The 16,983-nt window shown below is 67.2% G+C and carries 19 protein-coding genes; 4 read left to right on the plus strand and 15 right to left on the minus strand.

The features are described from left to right. Positions 1-79 precede the first annotated feature (79 nt). The 7 genes from A9975_RS31930 to A9975_RS31960 all read right to left on the minus strand — a co-directional run bounded on the left by A9975_RS31930 (position 80) and on the right by A9975_RS31960 (position 4,983). Positions 80-628: a YaeQ family protein gene (locus A9975_RS31930; protein WP_183036238.1), complete on the minus strand. Its 549-nt coding sequence runs from the start codon at positions 626-628 to the stop codon at positions 80-82. A 96-nt stretch (positions 629-724) separates the two neighbouring features. Next, positions 725-1,429: an alpha/beta hydrolase gene (locus A9975_RS31935; RefSeq protein WP_183036239.1), complete on the minus strand. Its 705-nt coding sequence runs from the start codon at positions 1,427-1,429 to the stop codon at positions 725-727. Positions 1,430-1,447: 18 nt separating this feature from the next. Next, complete coding sequence (locus A9975_RS31940; protein ID WP_183036240.1) at positions 1,448-1,759, minus strand: hypothetical protein; 312 nt, start codon at positions 1,757-1,759, stop codon at positions 1,448-1,450. 145 nt (positions 1,760-1,904) lie between these two features. Next, complete coding sequence (locus A9975_RS31945; RefSeq protein WP_183036455.1) at positions 1,905-2,447, minus strand: YceI family protein; 543 nt, start codon at positions 2,445-2,447, stop codon at positions 1,905-1,907. 71 nt (positions 2,448-2,518) lie between these two features. Next, complete coding sequence (locus A9975_RS31950; protein WP_150984151.1) at positions 2,519-2,902, minus strand: MAPEG family protein; 384 nt, start codon at positions 2,900-2,902, stop codon at positions 2,519-2,521. 79 nt (positions 2,903-2,981) lie between these two features. After that, positions 2,982-3,200 (minus strand): RNA-binding S4 domain-containing protein, encoded by a 219-nt coding sequence (locus tag A9975_RS31955; protein WP_043348411.1) that lies wholly within the window; start codon positions 3,198-3,200, stop codon positions 2,982-2,984. Positions 3,201-3,204: 4 nt separating this feature from the next. After that, complete coding sequence (locus tag A9975_RS31960; RefSeq protein ID WP_183036241.1) at positions 3,205-4,983, minus strand: glutamine--tRNA ligase/YqeY domain fusion protein; 1,779 nt, start codon at positions 4,981-4,983, stop codon at positions 3,205-3,207. Positions 4,984-5,197: 214 nt separating this feature from the next. Here A9975_RS31960 and A9975_RS31965 point away from each other — a divergent pair, with 214 nt between their 5' ends. After that, positions 5,198-6,637 (plus strand): CoA transferase, encoded by a 1,440-nt coding sequence (locus A9975_RS31965; RefSeq protein WP_183036242.1) that lies wholly within the window; start codon positions 5,198-5,200, stop codon positions 6,635-6,637. 77 nt (positions 6,638-6,714) lie between these two features. Here the strand turns inward: A9975_RS31965 and A9975_RS31970 are convergent, their stop codons facing one another. The 6 genes from A9975_RS31970 to A9975_RS31995 form a co-directional block, all read right to left on the minus strand. Then, a complete protein-coding gene (locus A9975_RS31970; protein WP_183036243.1) occupies positions 6,715-7,332 on the minus strand; it encodes an FMN-binding negative transcriptional regulator in 618 nt (205 codons plus the stop codon). A 4-nt stretch (positions 7,333-7,336) separates the two neighbouring features. Continuing rightward, positions 7,337-7,984, minus strand: a complete 648-nt coding sequence (locus A9975_RS31975; RefSeq protein ID WP_255504145.1) for a pyridoxamine 5'-phosphate oxidase family protein — start codon at positions 7,982-7,984, stop codon at positions 7,337-7,339. 96 nt (positions 7,985-8,080) lie between these two features. Then, positions 8,081-8,941, minus strand: a complete 861-nt coding sequence (locus tag A9975_RS31980) for a PhzF family phenazine biosynthesis protein (RefSeq protein ID WP_183036244.1) — start codon at positions 8,939-8,941, stop codon at positions 8,081-8,083. A 120-nt stretch (positions 8,942-9,061) separates the two neighbouring features. Continuing rightward, positions 9,062-9,460 carry a thiol-disulfide oxidoreductase DCC family protein gene (locus A9975_RS31985; protein WP_183036245.1) on the minus strand — a complete coding sequence of 133 codons (399 nt, stop codon included), beginning with the start codon at positions 9,458-9,460 and terminating at the stop codon, positions 9,062-9,064. 170 nt (positions 9,461-9,630) lie between these two features. Next, positions 9,631-11,256: a gamma-glutamyltransferase gene (gene ggt / locus A9975_RS31990; protein ID WP_150984156.1), complete on the minus strand. Its 1,626-nt coding sequence runs from the start codon at positions 11,254-11,256 to the stop codon at positions 9,631-9,633. A gap of 70 nt (positions 11,257-11,326) precedes the next feature. Further along, the gene (locus A9975_RS31995) at positions 11,327-12,304 is read right to left on the minus strand and encodes a tripartite tricarboxylate transporter substrate binding protein (RefSeq protein WP_183036246.1); all 978 of its coding nucleotides are present in this window, start codon (positions 12,302-12,304) and stop codon (positions 11,327-11,329) included. A gap of 261 nt (positions 12,305-12,565) precedes the next feature. Here A9975_RS31995 and A9975_RS32000 point away from each other — a divergent pair, with 261 nt between their 5' ends. The 3 genes from A9975_RS32000 (at position 12,566) to A9975_RS32010 (ending at position 14,698) form a co-directional block, all read left to right on the plus strand. Continuing rightward, positions 12,566-13,483, plus strand: coding sequence for a LysR substrate-binding domain-containing protein (locus A9975_RS32000; RefSeq protein ID WP_183036247.1), 918 nt, complete (start codon positions 12,566-12,568; stop codon positions 13,481-13,483). A 144-nt stretch (positions 13,484-13,627) separates the two neighbouring features. Next, positions 13,628-14,038, plus strand: a complete 411-nt coding sequence (locus tag A9975_RS32005) for a MerR family transcriptional regulator (protein WP_183036248.1) — start codon at positions 13,628-13,630, stop codon at positions 14,036-14,038. A 60-nt stretch (positions 14,039-14,098) separates the two neighbouring features. Further along, a complete protein-coding gene (locus A9975_RS32010) occupies positions 14,099-14,698 on the plus strand; it encodes an NAD(P)H-dependent oxidoreductase (protein WP_183036249.1) in 600 nt (199 codons plus the stop codon). An 87-nt stretch (positions 14,699-14,785) separates the two neighbouring features. On the opposite strand, the gene A9975_RS32015 is transcribed toward A9975_RS32010, so the two are convergent. Together A9975_RS32015 and A9975_RS32020 are read right to left on the minus strand one after the other, a co-directional pair. After that, a complete protein-coding gene (locus A9975_RS32015) occupies positions 14,786-16,288 on the minus strand; it encodes a tripartite tricarboxylate transporter permease (RefSeq protein ID WP_150984161.1) in 1,503 nt (500 codons plus the stop codon). Positions 16,289-16,300: 12 nt separating this feature from the next. Then, the gene (locus tag A9975_RS32020; RefSeq protein WP_043348382.1) at positions 16,301-16,762 is read right to left on the minus strand and encodes a tripartite tricarboxylate transporter TctB family protein; all 462 of its coding nucleotides are present in this window, start codon (positions 16,760-16,762) and stop codon (positions 16,301-16,303) included. Positions 16,763-16,983: the final 221 nt, after the last annotated feature.

The raw sequence follows: 16,983 nt of genomic DNA on the forward strand, positions 1-16,983 counted from the left end.
TGTATCAGCGAGGGTCACGGGTTCGATGAGGCTGGCGGCAAACCGGCCGCACCGGGCGGATTGGTTGAACGGGTTTGGCTCAGCCCGCGGGCTGTTGCAGGACTTCGAGCGTGATGCGGACGTTGTGGTCGTCGTCGCTGACCCAGATCTCGCTATCCTGGATCGTCACCGACAGCCGCATGGCGCGCTGGGCCAGGGCGGCAAGTGCTTCTACCGCCTCGGCCGGCACATTGTAAATGGTCACGTTGCGCAGCTTGCCAGCCTTGCCGGCCATGCCCTTCCACCATTCACGCGCGCTCGCACCATTGTAGGTGAACACGGTGACGCGATCGGCACGGGCCGCGGCGCGCTTCAGGCGCGATTCGTCGGGCTGGCCCAGCTCGATCCAGTGTGCGACGTCGCCGGTGAGGGTCTTCTCCCACAGGTCCGGCTCGTCGGGCTCGTCCAGGCCGCGGGTGAAGGTCAAGGTGTCGCTGGCTTCGCAGGCAAAGGCCAGCAGCCGCACCATCATGCGCGCGTCGTTTTCCGACGGGTGCTTGGCAATGGTCAGGGCGTGGCTGCCGTAATAGGGCCGATCCATGTCGGAGACGGACAGTTCGGCCTTGTAGATGGTGGATTTAAGAGCCATGAAGGAAGCGGGGGCGGCAAAGGCTGCGAGAAGCGAAAGGCCGCATCATACGTGAATCGGGCAGGGCGATCTCGCGCCGGACTTTCAAGTGCCCGCTCAGGCGCCCACGGCGCGTAGCGCGATCGCACTCAGCCTGTTGGCAAAGCCGGGCTGGTTTTGCCAGGCCTCGCCCAGCAAGTGGCCGGTCTCCGGCAGGTCGATCACCTCCACGCGCTCGGCCAGGCCGGCGCGCTCGGCGAGCGTATCGGCGATGCCGGGCGGAATGACCGCATCCTCGGCGCCGCGTACCAGCGTCAGGCGGCCGCGGAACCCGGCAATGAGGTCGAAGGCGAGCGAGGCGCGCCAACTGCCGGGGGTGCGCAGCACTGCAGTAAAGGCCGGGCCGAAGGGAAGCTCGAACGCGGCGGGGTCATAGGCGGCACCCACCAGCGTCAGCAGCCGACCGATATGGTTGCGCGGGTCCGCGGCCAGCCGCACGGCGATTTCCCCGCTCATGCTGATACCGATCACGGCCCGCGGGGCGGTGCCGTCAAGGTGCGCCAGCGCCGCCCGGGCTTCGCGCAGGCGCTTGGCCAGCGAGTTGGGCGTGCGCGCAGAGCTTTCGCCGTGGCCGGAGAAATCGATGGCAACGCTGCCCACGCCCCGCGCGGCAAGCGCCTGGCGCAAGGCCAGCCAGCGTGCGCGGTGGCTGTTGCCTGCGCCGTGCAGCAGCAGGCAGCTCGCGCCGTTGCCGGTGTCGATGCGGTCGGCAGCCAGCGTTTCGGCGCCGGCCTCGATGTCAAAGCGCAGGGGCGTGCTCATGGTGGGCCTGGCGGCGTTTCAGCGGGATTTCTTGTAATCGCTCAGGTAGTAGCGCAGCAGCGCCGACGCCAGCGTCAGGCAGAGAAACGCGATGGCGATCACCATGGCGTGCCCGGCGGGGCTGTCGATCTGTCCCGACAGGGCCAGGCTGGCCAGCCAGCTGCCTACCGGCAGGATCAGCAGGGGCACCAGCACCGCGCGGCGCCCATAGGTGCGCAGCGCCCACGCGGGGAAATTGCGCAGGAAGGCCATCGGGATACTGCAGATCAGGCAGGCGCCCGCGGCGGCTAGCGAGGCCGCCACCACATCCCCAACTTGAATCGTGATCATTGTTCTCGGGTTCCCCGTTCAGGCGGAGGCCGGGAAAGGGCCGGCCGGAAAAATGCAAACCGCTGATTCTACAGAAGAATTTCGGCTTTCAGGTGTCGCGGGGCCGACATGTCGCGGCGGCAGGAAGGCGAGCGTGGCGTGGCTGTCACTCCAGCGCCGGCAGGGCTGGCGTGGCTTCCACCGACAGGGTCAGAACCACGGTATCGCCGACATCTGGCAGGAAGCGGGTCATGCCAAACGCGCTGCGCGAGAGCACGGCGCGGAAGTCTCCGCCGCACACGTGGCGCTTGATGCCGAACAGGGAGATCTCGCCGCAGCTGAAGCGCTCGGCCTCCAGCCGCAGCGGCTGCGTAACGCCATGCAGGGTCAGCTCGCCTTCCACGGCCACCAGCCGGTCCCCGTCCCGCACGAAGCGATTCGCGCGCAGCCGGACCACGGGAAAATTCTGGGCATCGAGAAACTGGGCCGAGCGCAGGATGCCGTCCAGCGTGCGGTTGCCGGAATCGACCGAGTCGGCATCGACCGTGAAATCGATCGCGCCGCTGCCGCTGGCTTCGTCAAAGCTGATGCGGCCATCGATCTTGCCGAAGCGCCCGCGCACCGAGGTCCGCTCAAAGTGGGTGGCGGCGAAATACACCGTGGTGTGCGTCGGGTCCACCGTGAAGTTGACGGGCTCCGCCTGCGCCATGCCGGGCAGGCACGGCGCCAGCAGGCAGAGCACGCAAGCGACGGTTGTCGAAAGCCGCATGATGCGTGTCCTCAGTGGACGAACACCGGCAACAGGAAGATACCGATCACCGACAGGAAGCCGATGGTCCAGCACAGCGTGCGCAAGGTGGCGCGATCGGCCAGGTAGCACACGGTGTAAAGGATGCGCGCGGCAAGGAAGACCAGCGCCAGTTCATCGATGCGCGCCGCCGGTGCTTGCAGGTGCGTGGCGCACAGCACGGCCGCGGCGAAGAAGGGGAAGGCCTCGAAGTGATTGCGGTGCGCCATGTCGGCGCGCCGCGCGCGCCCGGCCTGCTTTTCCAGCCAGCCGCGCGGGTCGTGGTTGTCGTAGGCGCGTCCGCTCGCCTTGGCCACGCCCACCGTCACGACGGGCAGGATCCCCGCCAGCAGCACACACCAGAATGCGATCGGCATTGTCATTTCCTTTGCTTGGAGGAAAACGCCCGGCGACCGGACTGGCCGGGCGCCGGGCGTGCATGCGAAGGCGACGGCCTCAGGCTGCCACCACGCGGATTTTCACGCCAGCCACGCTGACCACCTGGCCGGCGCGGATCTTGGCGGTCTTGCGCGATTCCACCGCGCCGTCGACCGAGACTTCGCCGGCCGCCACCAGCGCCTTGCCGGCGCCGCCGCTGTCGCACACGCCGGCGACCTTGAGCAGGTCGTTCAGGGCGATATGCTCGCCCTCCAGCGGGAAGGTTACGGTTTGCATGGGCCTATTTCCCCCAGCTGTCGCGCAGCCCGACGATGCGGTTGAAGACTGGCTTGCCCGGCTTCGAATCCACGCGGTCGGCCACGAAGTAACCCTGGCGCTCGAACTGGAAGCGATCCTCCGGAGCGGCTTGCGCCAGGCCGGGTTCCAGGTAGGCCGTGACGATCTTCTTCGAGTCCGGGTTCAGCGCGTCGAGGAAGTTCTTGCCGCCGGCGTCCGGGTTCGGGTCGTTGAAGAGGCGGTCGTACAGCCGCACTTCGGCTTCATAGGCGTGCGCCACACTGACCCAATGGATGTTGCCCTTGACCTTGACGCTGTCCGCGCCAGGCGTGCCGCTGCGCGTCTCGGGCAGGTAGTTGGCGTGCACGGCGATGACCTTGCCGTCGGCGTCGCGGTCCACGCCCGTGCATTCAATCACGTAGCCGTGGCGCAGGCGCACCTTGCTGCCGGGGGTGCCGTCCTCCTTGGGCGCGAACAGGCGGAAGTAGCCCTTGGGCGGCGCTTCGCTGAAGTCGTCGCGCTCGATCCACAGCTCGCGCGTGAGCGGGAAGACGCGCATGCCCAGTTCCGGCTTTTTCGGATGCACCGGCGCCGTGCAGTCGTCGCTCTGGCCTTCCGGGTAGTTGTCCAGGATCAGCTTGAGCGGATCCAGCACGGCGGCGCCGCGCGCGGCGCGCGCGTCGAGGTCGTCGCGCACGGCGCCTTCCAGCGTGCTCATGTCGATCCAGCTATCGGACTTGGCCACGCCGATGCGCTCGCAGAACAACTGGATCGATTCGGGCGTAAAGCCGCGGCGGCGCACGCCCACGATGGTGGGCATGCGCGGATCGTCCCAGCCGTCCACGCGGTTTTCAGCGACCAGTTGCAGCAACTTGCGCTTGCTGGTGATGGCGTAGGTCAGGTTCAGGCGGGCGAACTCATACTGGTGCGGCAGCGGCTCGCTGAACACGCCGCATTCGCGCAGCTGCGCCAGCACCCAGTCGTACAGCGGGCGGTTGTTCTCGAACTCCAGCGTGCACAGCGAATGCGTGATGTTCTCCAGCGCGTCCGAGATGCAGTGGGTGAAGTCGTACATCGGGTAGATGCACCACTTGTCGCCCGTGCGGTGGTGATGCGCGTGGCGGATCCGGTAGATCACCGGGTCGCGCATCACGATGTTGGGCGCGTTCATGTCGATCTTGGCGCGCAGCACGTGCTCGCCGTCGGCGTACTTGTCGTCGCGCATGTCGCGGAACAGCTGCAGGTTTTCCTCGACGCTGCGGTCGCGGAACGGCGAGGGCGTGCCCGGGCGGGAGAAGTCGCCGCGGTTGGTGGCGATCTGCTCGGCGCTCTGGCTGTCCACGTAGGCGACGCCGCGCTCGATCAGCTTTTCGGCGAAGGCGTAGAGCTGGTCGAAGTAGTCGCTGGCGTAATACAGGTGCGGCTGCTTGCTGCCGTCCTTGGCCGTGGTGTCCCAGCTGAAGCCGAGCCAGTGCACCGCGTCGATGATGGAATCGACGTATTCGGTGTCTTCCTTGACCGGGTTGGTGTCGTCGAAGCGCAGGTGGCAGCGGCCGCCGAAATCGCGCGCCATGCCGAAGTTCACGCAGATGCTCTTGGCGTGGCCGATATGCAGGTAGCCATTGGGCTCCGGCGGGAAGCGGGTGATGACGGGGGGCAACGGCTCGCCCTGGGCATCCTGGCGGCCGGCGTAGGTGCCGGCGGTGAGGTCCTGGTCGATGATGCTGCGCAGGAAATTGGATGCGGCGGTCGTGCTGTCGTTGGCTTTGGGGTCGTTGCTCATGGTGGCGCCGGTGGGCGGTTAAGTCAGGAGGCGGGGCGGCGGCCGGAGTCTGGCGCGCAGCCTGCCGCGCTGCTCGATTGCATGGCGGAATGCCGGATCGGGTGATTTTACCGTGCCGGGGACCAGAGTCGTGCAAACTCCGCGCACGGGCGCAAAAACACCCGGCACGGCCTAGGATGGAGAGAGCGCACCCGCCCTGTGGAGCCTTGCCGCCATGCCGACGCCAACGATTTCCCAAGCCACCCGCCCAACCCCGCTTGAGGCCGTAGCCGGGCTCTGGCTGGCCGCCGGGCTGCCAGCCGCCGCCCTGGGCCGGCTGCAGCTCAGCGGTGCCGATCCGGTGCTGCCGTCGTCGTTCGCGGTGGGCACGGCCGCCCAGGCCAGCCTGGGCGCCTCGGCGCTGGCCGCCGCCATGCTGTGGCAGCAGCGCAGCGGGCGCTGGCAGGACGTGGCCGTCGACATGCGCCACGCCGTGGCGGAGTTCCGCAGCGAGCGCTACCTGCGCGTGGGCGGCGAGCCCGCGCCGGAGTTCAGCGACAAGGTGTCTGGCCTCTACCGCTGCGGCGACGGCCGCTGGGTACGCGTGCATGCCAATTTCCCCCATCATCGGGACGGCGTGCTGCGCATCCTGGGCTGCCCGCACGATCTTGCCGCGGTGCGCTCGGCCTTGCAGAAATGGGATGCCGAGGCCTTCGAGGCCACCGCCTCCGACGCCGGCCTGGTCGTGGCCGCCCTGCGCAGCTTCGACGAGTGGGACCGCCATCCGCAGGGGCAGGCGTTGCACGGCATGCCGCCACTGACCATCGAGCGCATCGGCGAAGCGCCGCCGCAGCCGCTTGCCGCGCTGCCCACGGACGGCGCGCGCCCGCTGTGCGGCGTGCGCGTGCTGGATTTCACCCGCGTCATCGCCGGGCCGGTAGCCGCACGCACGCTGGCCGCGCACGGCGCCGATGTGCTGCAGGTGAGCGCGGCCCACCTGCCCAGCATTGCCCCGCTGGTGATCGACACCGGGCGCGGCAAGCGCGCCTGCCAGCTGGACCTGCGCGATCCCGACGACAAGCGCGCCCTGCACAAGCTGCTGCACGGCGCCGACGTGCTGATCCAGGGCTATCGCCCGCAGGGGCTGGCGGAGTTGGGCGTGGGGCCGGAGGCGGTGGCCCGCGCCCGCCCGGGCATCGTCTATGTGACGCTAAGTGCCTATGGACATGTGGGTCCTTGGGCTGGCAAGCGCGGCTTCGATTCGCTGGTGCAGACTGCCAGCGGTTTCAATCAGGCCGAAGCGTTCGCAGCGCGCAGCGAGGAGCCGCTGCCTCTGCCGGCGCAAGTGCTGGATCATGCCGCCGGCTACCTGCTGGCGCTTGGCGCCATGGCCGGGCTGCATCGCCGTGCGGCCGAGGGCGGCAGCTGGCATGTGCGGGTGTCGCTGGCGCAGGTTGGCCAGTGGTTGCGCGGCCTGGGCCGGGTCGAGGGCGGGTTGCAGGCGCCGGACCAGTGCTTTGAGGACGTGGAAGACCTGCTGGTGACGTTGCCGTCGGGCTTTGGCGAACTGCGCGCGGTGTCGCACGCGGGACGCTTGTCCGAGACGCCCGCGTACTGGGCGCTGCCATCGGTGCCCCTGGGCACGCACGCGCCTGAGTGGCTGCCGCGCGCCTAGCCAGAACCGCTTCGCTTCATGTTGAAGCAGCCTCTAAGTGGCGCGCGGCTGGGGATTGCTGCGGGTTCAGGTGCCCATCATGCGCCGGTCATGCGCGCCATCCACGCTGCCATGTCGCGCTCGATGGGGCTGCCCTCCTGCTGGGCCGCGAGAATGCGGGCACGGTCGCCTGCCGGGCGGTTCTGGCTGAGCTTGAACTTGGCTTCGATGCGCGTGGGCACGATGCGCAGGCCCACGATCGCGCCCAGCATTTTCTGCTGGAAATCCTCCGGCAGCGCGCGCCACTGCGCAGCGTAGCCAGGCTCGTTCTGCGCGATCAAGCGCTTGAGCAGCGCATCCTTGGCGTCGGCGTCATGGATGGTGGCGATCTCTGCGTACACATGCACGGCCACGTAGTTCCAGGTCGGTACCGACAGCTTTTGCTCGTACAACGCTGGCGACACATAGCCATGTGGCCCCTGGAACACCAGCAGGGCGCTGGGCGTCTGCTCCAGCCAGCGCCAGTGCGGGTTGGCACGCGCCATATGGCCGTCGATCTGCCAGGCGTCGCCGCTGCGCTGGGCCACCACCGGCAGGTGGGTGGCGAACGGCAGCCTGTCGGCGTCGTTGCCGATCAGCGTGGCAAAGGGGTAGCGGCGCATGACCTCGTCGATGGCGTCGCTTTCGGTGCTGGCGAAGTGGCTTGGCGTGTACATGGGATCAATACAGGGTTTGCTTCATCCGCGCGGGCTGTGACTCGTCGTAGGCGACGCCGTCGAAGGGATCCCGGCTCACGGCGGCAAGGATGGTGCCATTGCTCGGCAGGCTGGTGCGCGCCACTTGTGTTTCCGGGGCCCACAGCTTGGAACGTACCAGCGCGCGGGCGCACTGGAAGAACACCGACTGGATCGAAATCACCAGCACGGTGGCCGGCGCCTTGCCATCCACGATGCAGCGCGCGATCAGCGCCGGGTCCACCGAGACATGGGCGGTGCCCGCCACGCGGATGGTCTCGTTGACGCCCGGGATCACGAACAGCAGGCCCACGCGCGGGTCGGCGATGATGTTGCGCAGGCTGTCCAGGCGGTTGTTGCCACGCCGGTCCGGCAGCAGCAGCGTGCGCTCGTCCAGCACCTGCACAAAGCCCGGCGCGTCGCCGCGCGGGGAGACTTCCGCGTACTCTGCGCCCACCGTGGACAGCAGGCAGAGCGGGGCGGCTTCGACAAAGGCACGGTAGTGCGGGTGCAGGTAGTCGACTTCCTTGGCGAGCGAGGCTTCGCCGGCTTCGGCGTAGTGGGCCTCCAGCTCGGCCAGCGTGGTCAGGGCGTGCGGCGTGGTCATGTCGGGTGGCGGATGTGGGAGGCGCATGTGGGGGCGCTCGTCAGGGCGCTGGGAAGGCCGGGCAGACGTTCACTGTAACGCAGTAGCGCACCCTTTGTCGCGTTGGCGCCGCAGTCCTGCGCGTTAAAGGTTGATGGTGCCGCGTCCCAGCTCGATCACGCGCCCGCCCACCCGGATGGCCTGCCCGCCGGTGACTTCCAGGCGCAGCGTGCACGGCCGGTCGACCGCCTCGCCCTGCGAGACCTGGTAGGCGGCCGGCAGCGCGTGGTCGTTGGCGATCAGCCAGCCGCCCAGGTTGGCGCAGGCCGAGCCGGTGCCCGGGTCCTCGGCCACGCCGCCACCTTGCTTGGTGAAGAAATAGCGCGACACCACCTGGCCCGGCCGGGTCGGGTCGAACGCGAAGACGTAAGCCGTCTTGCGGCCCAGGCTGCTCTGCGGCCAGGACGCCAGGCGTGCGCTGTCAGGCTGCGCGCGGCGCACCGCATCCACGCTCTTCACGGCCACCATCAGCTGGTCGGCGCCGGTGTCGACCCAGATCGGCGCCGCCAGCAGGTCGGTCTCGGCGAGCCCGAGCAGCGATGCCATCTGCGCGTCCGGCAGGCCCGCCGGCGCCGTCCTGGGCGCACCCGCATGCGGCGCGGTGAAGGTCCACACGTCGCCCTGCGCGGTTACCGGCACCACGCCCGCCTTGAACTCCAGCGTGAGCGCATCGCCGGTAGCGGCCAGGTCGCGCACCACATGGGCGGTGCCCAGCGTGGGATGGCCGGCAAAGGGCATCTCGTAGCCCGTGGTGAAAATCCGGACGTACGCGCTGGCCTGCCCGGAGGGGAGGATGAAGGTGGTTTCGGACAGGTTGAACTGCAGCGCCAGGGCCTGCATGGTGGCCGTGTCGAGCCCGCGCGCATCCTCGAACACGCACAGGGGATTGCCGCCGAAGGTGGATTCGGCGAAGACGTTGAGCAGGCGGAAAGCGTAGGTGGTCATGGCGGTCGGGGCGAAAGCAAAGGCGAAGGCCTCAGTGTAGTGCCCTACGCGGCGCACGCCATGCACAGTCGTCGCCTTGGCAAGCAGGCCAGTTGCAGACAGTTAGGTGAAGCGCCTGGCTCAGCGCCGGCCCGGCGTGCAGGCGCCGTCCGCGCAGCCATAGCCCAGCAGCCGGCTGGCGCGATAGCGGTTGCGCGCAAACCAGCGATAGAGGTGCTGCCACGCCGGGCGGGTAGCCTGCAGCCTGAGCGGCCACACCAGCCAGCCCAGGCCGATCAGCGCATAGCTCTCGGCGACGCAGTCAATGCCAACCAGCAAACGCCCGTCGGCACGCACGCCATGCAGTTCCGCATCCATGGCGGTGAAGGTGGTGCCGTAGGCCGCGGGATCGAAGCCCTCGCCGCGCATGTCGAGGTATCCCAGCCGGCCGTGGCGGTCGAGCCTGGCCATGCGGCGCATTTCGGCAGAACAAAGCGGGCAGCTGCCGTCGAAGAACAGCGTCAATGCGGGCGTGCTCATGTCATGCTCTCCTCGCGTGGTGCGATCCGTCTTGCGTTTTATCAGTAGTTTCTGTCAATACAGAAATTTAAGGTGAGGTCGGTCGCCACGTCAAGGTGATCCGCACTGGCAGTGCACAGGCAAAAAACGCCCACCTTGCGGTGGGCGCTCCCAGTACTACCTATGGGTACTCAAAACCCTACGGCCTGTCCGTCGCGCCGGCTGTCGCTGGCGGCCACATAGCCATGCTCGGCATCTTCCGACAGGCGCCAGATAAACTGCCCCGAGCCGAAATCCATGTACGGGTCGTCGACCGACTTGAGCTGGTGGCCGCGAGCCTTCAGGCCAGCAACGACCGCCGGATCCATGGTGGATTCAACGTCCAGCGTGAAGTCGCGGTTGACCTTCCAGCGTGGCGCGCAGCAGGCCGCCTGCGGCTGCTGGTTGTAGTCCACCATGCGCACCACGGTCTGCAGATGCCCCTGCGGCTGCATGTCGCCGCCCATCACGCCGAAGCTCATCACCGGCTGGCCGTCCTTGGTCAGGAAGGCCGGGATGATGGTGTGGAAGGGGCGCTTGCCGCCGGCCACCACGTTGGGGGATTTCGGGTCCATCGAGAAGCCCACGCCGCGGTTCTGCAGGCTGATGCCGGTGCCCGGCACGACCACGCCGGAGCCGAAGCCCATGTAGTTCGACTGGATGAACGAGATCATCATGCCGTTCTCGTCGGCGGCGGTCAGGTAGATGGTGCCGCCGACCTTGGGCATGCCGAAATCGAAGTGCGTGGCGCGCTCCATGTCGATCAGCTTGGCGCGCGACTTCAGGTATGCGTCGTCCAGCATCTGCTCGGGCGTGACTTCCATGCTGCCCGGGTCGGCCACGTAGCGGTAGAGATCGGCAAAGGCCAGCTTCATTGCTTCGATCTGCAGATGCTGCGACTCGACCGAGTCCACCGGCAGCGCGGCCATGTCGAACTGGTCGAGGATGCCCAGCGCCACCAGCGCGGCGATGCCCTGGCCGTTCGGCGGGATCTCGTGCAGCTCGTAGCCGCGATAGGCCTTGCTGATCGGCTTGACCCAGTCCGGCTTGTAGTTGCGCAGGTCGTCGGCGGTCATGGCGCCGCCGCATTCCTTGCTGAAGGCGACGATCTTCTCGGCGATCTCGCCTTCGTAGTAGGCGCGGCCATTGCTGGCGCCGATCTTGCGCAGCGTGTCGGCGGCAGCCTTGAGCGTGAACTTCTCGCCCACGTTGGGTGCGCGCCCATTGGGCATGAAGGCCTCGGCGTAGCCAGGCTGGTCCTTGAGTTCCGGCACGGCGGCGGCCCATTTGTGCGCCACCACCGGCGGCACGGCGTAGCCGCGCTCGGCGATCTCGATGGCGGGCTCCATCAGCTCGGCAAAGGGCAGCTTGCCAAAGCGCTCATGCAGCGCGGCCCAGCCGGCAATCACGCCCGGCACGGTAACGGCGTCCCAGCCGCGCACGGGGCGCTTGGCGATGCCGTTGGCATCCGTGCCGTACTTGTTCTTGAAATACTCGGGGCTCCATGCCGCCGGCGCCACGCCCGAAGCGTTCAGGCCGTGCATTTCCTTGCCATCCCACAGGATCGCGAAAGCATCGCTGCCCAGGCCGCACGAGACCGGCTCGACGATGGTGATGGCCGCCGCCGCCGCGATGGCTGCATCGACCGCGTTGCCGCCCTTGAGCAGCATGCGCAGGCCGGCCTGCGCCGCCAGCGGGTGCGAGGTGGACACCACGTTGCGCGCGAACAGCGGGATGCGCACGGAAGGGTAGGGATTGGTCCAGTTGAAGTTCTGCATGCTTGTCTCGGTTCGATGCGCTGGCAGCGCCTGGCCGCAATGCCGCGGCGGGCTTGCCAGCGTTCGTACGTTATTCCACGGTGATCTTGCGATCCTTGATCAGCTTACCCCAGCGCGCGCTGTCCTTTTTGACCATCGCGGCGAACTGGGCCGGCGTGCCGCCAACGGGTTCCGCGCCCAGCTTGCCCAGGCGCTCCTTCACGTCGGGCGCCTGGATCGCCTTGTTGAACTCGGCATTGAGGCGGTTCACGAGATCGGCCGGCATCTGCTTGGGGCCATAGATGCCGAACCAGGTATCGGACTCGAAGCCGGGCAGGCCGGACTCGCTGGCGGTCGGGATCTCGGGCGCCAGCGGCGAGCGCTTCAGGCTGGTCACGGCCAGCGCCTTGAGCTTGCCGTCCTTCACGTGCGGCAGGCCCGAGACGATGCTGTCGAACAGGATCTGCACCTTGTTGGAGATCAGGTCGGGCACGGCCAGCGCGGTGCCGCGATACGGGATGTGCGTGATGAATACGCCGGCCTGCGCCTTGAAGGCTTCGGCGGTCAGGTGCACCACGGTGCCATTGCCGCTGGACGCATAGTTCAGCTCGCCCGGATGCTTCTTGGCGTAGTCGATCAGTTCCTTGACGTTCTTCACCGGCAGGCTGTTCGGCACCACCAGCACGTTGGTGGCGATGGCCACCTGGCCGATCGGCGTGAAGTCGGTCTCGGTGTTGTACGGCAGGCGCGTGTTGATGTACGGCCCGATCGAATGCGTGCTGGTAGTGGCGATCAGCAGCGTGTAGCCGTCGGCCGGGGCCTTGGCGGCCATGTCGGAGCCGATGGCGCCGCCAGCGCCGGGCCGGTTGTCGACCACGATCTGCTGGCCCATGTTGGTGCCCACTTTCTGCGCGATGGCGCGAGCCAGCAAATCGGTCGCGCCACTGGCCGGGAACGGCACGATCAGGCGGATCGGCTTGTTCGGGTAGGTGTCGGCGAGTGCCGGGACGGCGCTCAGCGCGAGTCCCGTGGCGAGGCTCGTGCCAAATAGGCGCAGCCAGTGTTTCATGGTGATCTCCGGATCGGGGAAGCAAGGCAAACGCAGGCCGGGGCCGGCCGTCGGGCAACACCCCCCGCCGCGGATGCTGCCAGGCGGTGCTGCGGATCAATTATTCCGTGCAGGTCATCATAATGAAAGCTAATATTTCTTTCTTATGTCTAAAGGTTTTCTTAAGTATTGATGCGCCGTATTGGTGCGCTGGACGTGCGCCGGACAAGACATAGGCCAAGCCACACACCACACCAAGCCGCACATCATGACGTTCTCCCCATGAGCACCATCCGTTTCCTGCGCACCTTCGTTGCCGTGGCCGACCACGGCTCCTTTGCCGCCGCCTCCGAGAGGGTGGCCCTGACCCAGGCCGCGGTCAGCCTGCAGATGCGCGCGCTGGAGATGGAACTGCGCCGCGAGCTGTTCGACCGGGGCGGCCGGGTGGTGGCGCTCAATGCCGGCGGGCGCGAGCTGCTGCCGCAGGCGCGCCGCATGCTCGCGCTCTACGACGAGATGCGCCTGCCCCCGGAAGCGCCGGACGCGATGGCCGGCGCGGTTGCGGTGGGCGCGGTGGTGTCGGTCATGGGCGGCCTGTCGCATGTGGTGGCGCGCATGAAGCGCGAATACCCGGCGCTGGACGTGCGCCTGGTCGGCGCCAAGTCGATCGAGCTGGCGGCGCAGGTGGAATCCGGTGAGCTGGACGCGGCGATGCTCGTGCAAGGGGCGGGCCGCCTGCCCGGCACATTGGTGTGGACGCCGCTTTACCAGGAGCCGCTGGTGGCGATTGCCGGGCGCGATAGCCCGGGGGCGAACGCACGCGAAGCGCTGGCGGCCAACCCCTTCCTGCGCTTCGACCGCGGACAGCGCACCGGCATGCTGGTTGAGCGGGCGCTGCGCCGCGCGCATCTGCGCGTCAATGAGTTCCTCGAGCTGAACTCGATCGAGGCGCTCGTCGAACTGGTGCGCCAGCAGGTCGGCGTGACCGTGGTGCCATTGCTGCAGCGTGCGCGCTGGCTGGAGGACGAGGCGCTGCGCATCCTGCCGCTGGAAATCGGCGGCGCGCCGGTGCTGCGCACCATCGGCATGCTGGAGCGGCGCGACCAGGCGCGCCGCCACGTCACGGCGGCCGTGCGGGACGCCTGCGCAGGCCTGTTCGATGCCCCTGGCACCGGCGAACGGCACCTCGGGGGGGCTTGACTCTGCCCCTAGGGGCAAGCCTTACCCTGTGAAGCGCGTGCGGCAAGGTTCGCGCCCAAGGTTCGCGCCATAAGCCAAGCCAGGGCAAGCCGCCGGATGCCGCTGGCGTTTCATACTTTCGTACCAATGCAAGGAGGATCGGGGATGTTCATCGGAGAAATTGCCAGGCGCACGGGCGCGTCGCCGAAGGCGATCCGCCACTACGAATCGCTTGGCTTGCTAGGGCAGGTCACGCGCGCCGGCTCATACCGCGTCTACGCGGACGACGCGGTCAGGCAGGTCGGGTTGATCCGGCAGGCGCAGGCCCTGGGCTTTCGCCTGGCCGAGCTGCTCCCGGTGATGGATGCGGGCGCTGGGGAGCCGGACTGGCACCGGCTCGTGCAGCAGGTCGACAGCAAGCGTGCGAGCCTGCGCGAGGAAATCCAGAGGTTGTGCAAGCTGGACGCCGAGCTTGGCGAGATCGGCGCGGAAATCCGTGCGTGCCTTGGCCGTGGCGAAGCACGCGAAGCGGCCAGCGATCCGCCGCACGACGCAGTGGCGTGCCCGCGGCCTTGACTCTGCCTCCAGGGGCAAGCCTTACCCTCGCGGCGTCAACCTTTTTTGGAGAGCGTAGCGATGCGGCAGCGAATACTGGTGATCATGGGTCACCCTTCGAACGATGGCTTGTGCGGCGCCATCGCCAGTACCTATGCGGCCTCCGCCGAGGCCGCGGGGCACGAAGTCCGGCTGCTCAGGCTGGATGTGCTGAAGTTCGATCCCATCCTGCATGCGGGCTACAACGCCATCCAGGGCCTCGAGCCCGATCTGGTCGAGGCACAGGAAGCCATGGCATGGGCGGGGCACCTTGCGTTCGTCTTCCCGATCTGGTGGGGCGGCCCGCCCGCCTTGCTCAAGGGCTTCCTTGACCGCGTGCTGCTGCCCGGCTTCGCCTTCAAGTACCGCGCCGGCAAAGCGTTTCCCGATCAGCTCCTGAAGGGCCGCTCGGCGCATCTGCTGGTGACCATGGATACGCCGCCCTGGTATTTCAAATGGATCTACCGCATGCCGGGCATCCGCCAGATGCGCAATACCACGCTGGAGTTCTGCGGGATCAAGCCGGTCAGCACCGTGGCGTTCGGCCCGGTACTGGGCTCGCAGCCCGCGCAGAGGGATGCCTGGCTGGCGCGAGCCGGCGCGCTTGCCGCCAGCATCCGGGCACCGGCGGGCAAGGCATGAAAAAAAGGTGCCTTGCGGCACCTTGAGGTTCTGCTCTGGCAGCGTCGCTCGCGGCCGGCACGGATACCGGCCGCGGGACCTGCTCTCTTATTCTTCCTGGAAAGCTTCCTCGCGCTTGTTCTTGATCGACGGCAGCGCCACGATCAGGACCAGCACGGCGGCCGCGATCAGCAGGCCGAGCGACAGCGGGCGGGTCAGGAACACGCTGAACTCGCCGCGCGACAGCAGCAGGGAGCGGCGGAAATTCTCTTCCATCATCGGCCCCAGCACGAAGCCCAGCAGCAACGGCGCCGGCTCGCACTTGAGCTTGATGAACAGGTAGCCGATCACGCCGAAGGCCGCGGTCTGGAACACGTCGAACGTGGTGTTCTGGACCGAGTACACGCCGATGCAGCAGAACACCAGGATGGCCGGGTACAGGTAGCGGTAAGGCACCTTGAGCAGCTTGACCCAGATCCCGATCAGCGGCAGGTTCAGGATGATCAGCATGAAGTTGCCGATCCACATCGAGGCGATCAGGCCCCAGAACAGCGCGGGGTTGCTGGTCATGACCTGCGGGCCCGGCTGGATGTTGTGGATGGTCATCGCGCCCACCATCAGCGCCATCACGGCGTTGGGCGGAATGCCCAGCGTCAGCAGCGGGATGAAGGAGGTCTGCGCCGCGGCGTTGTTGGCCGATTCCGGACCTGCCACGCCTTCGATGGCGCCCTTGCCGAACTCATGCGAGAACTTCGAGGTCTTCTTTTCCAGCGAGTAGGCTGCAAACGAAGCCAGCGCCGCACCGCCACCCGGCAGGATGCCCAGCGCGGAGCCCAGGAACGTGCCGCGAAGCACTGCCGGGATCATGCGCTTGAAGTCGTCCTTGGTCGGGAACAGGTTGGTGATGTGGTCCGTGAAGGTTTCGCGGGCATCTTTTTGTTCCAGGTTCGCGATGATTTCCGCGAAGCCGAACACACCCATGGCGACCGAGACGAAGTTCAGGCCGTCGGTCAGCTCCGGCACGTCGAACGAGAAGCGCGCTGCGCCCGAGTTCACGTCGGTGCCGACCAGGCCCAGCAGCAGGCCCAGCACGATCATGGCGATGGCCTTGACCAGCGAGCCCGAAGCCAGCACCACGGCGCCGATCAGGCCCAGCACCATCAGCGAGAAGTACTCGGCGGGGCCGAACTTGAAGGCCAGTTCCGACAGCGGCGCTGCGAACGCGGCCAGGATCAGGGTTGCCACGCAGCCGGCGAAGAACGAGCCTAGGCCGGCGGTGGCTAACGCCACCCCCGCTCGCCCTCGCCTGGCCATCTGGTAGCCATCGATGGTAGTCACCACCGACGACGATTCACCCGGCAGGTTGACCAGAATGGCGGTGGTGGAGCCACCGTACTGGGCGCCGTAGTAAATACCGGCCAGCATGATGAGCGCGGCCACCGGCGGCAGCGTGTAGGTCACCGGCAGCAGCATGGCGATGGTGGCCAGAGGCCCCAGGCCCGGCAGCACGCCGATCAGGGTGCCCAGCACGCAGCCCAGGAAGGCGTATGCGAGGTTTTGCAGGGTCAGGGCGGTCGAGAAGCCCAGGCCCAGGTTGGCTAGTAGTTCCATATGGCCGTCTCCTTATCCTGCCAAGAATGCCGGCCACACCGGCATCTGAAGATTGATACCGTAGACGAAGGCGCCCAGGCTGATGATCACCAGGACGATGGCGTTGACAACGGCACCCTTCCAGCTGAATTCATGGCTGGCCATCGACGACACCAGCACCAGCACCAGCACCGACAGCACCATGCCCAGCGGCTTGAGCATCAGGCCGAACAGCACCACCGAACCCAGGATCCACAGCAAGGTCTTGATGTCCCAGCGTGCGAGCTGGTCTTCTTCCTTCTTGGCGGACAGGGAACTCCACAGCACCAGCGCGCCCAGCAAGGCGAGCACGATGCCGAGCCAGAACGGGAAATACCCGGGGCCCATCTTCGCGGCTGTACCCATGGAATACCCGCGTGCGACCCAGGAAAAGCTGAATCCGACCAGGATGAACATCAGGCCGGAGGCAAAGTCCTTTTGGCTACGAATGCGCAAAATGATTCTCCTCGAAAAAACTGCTTGAAATCCGTGCGGCTAGGGATGTTGCGGTGCGTCAAAAACGCGCGCGCAACCGTCCCGCCGCTGGCAGGGAGGAAATTAAGGGGAAGACCTTTCAGCTACCTTTCAGATGTCTGCAAAAATGGTCAATCTGCGGGTATCTCCCTAGGAGACATCCAGGGGCCGCCTGCTCCGTTGCCGAGTGCCGCTTTCACGTC

Source organism: Cupriavidus sp. UME77 (assembly GCF_014170355.1).
In the GTDB taxonomy this organism is placed as follows: Bacteria; Pseudomonadota; Gammaproteobacteria; order Burkholderiales; family Burkholderiaceae; genus Cupriavidus; species Cupriavidus basilensis.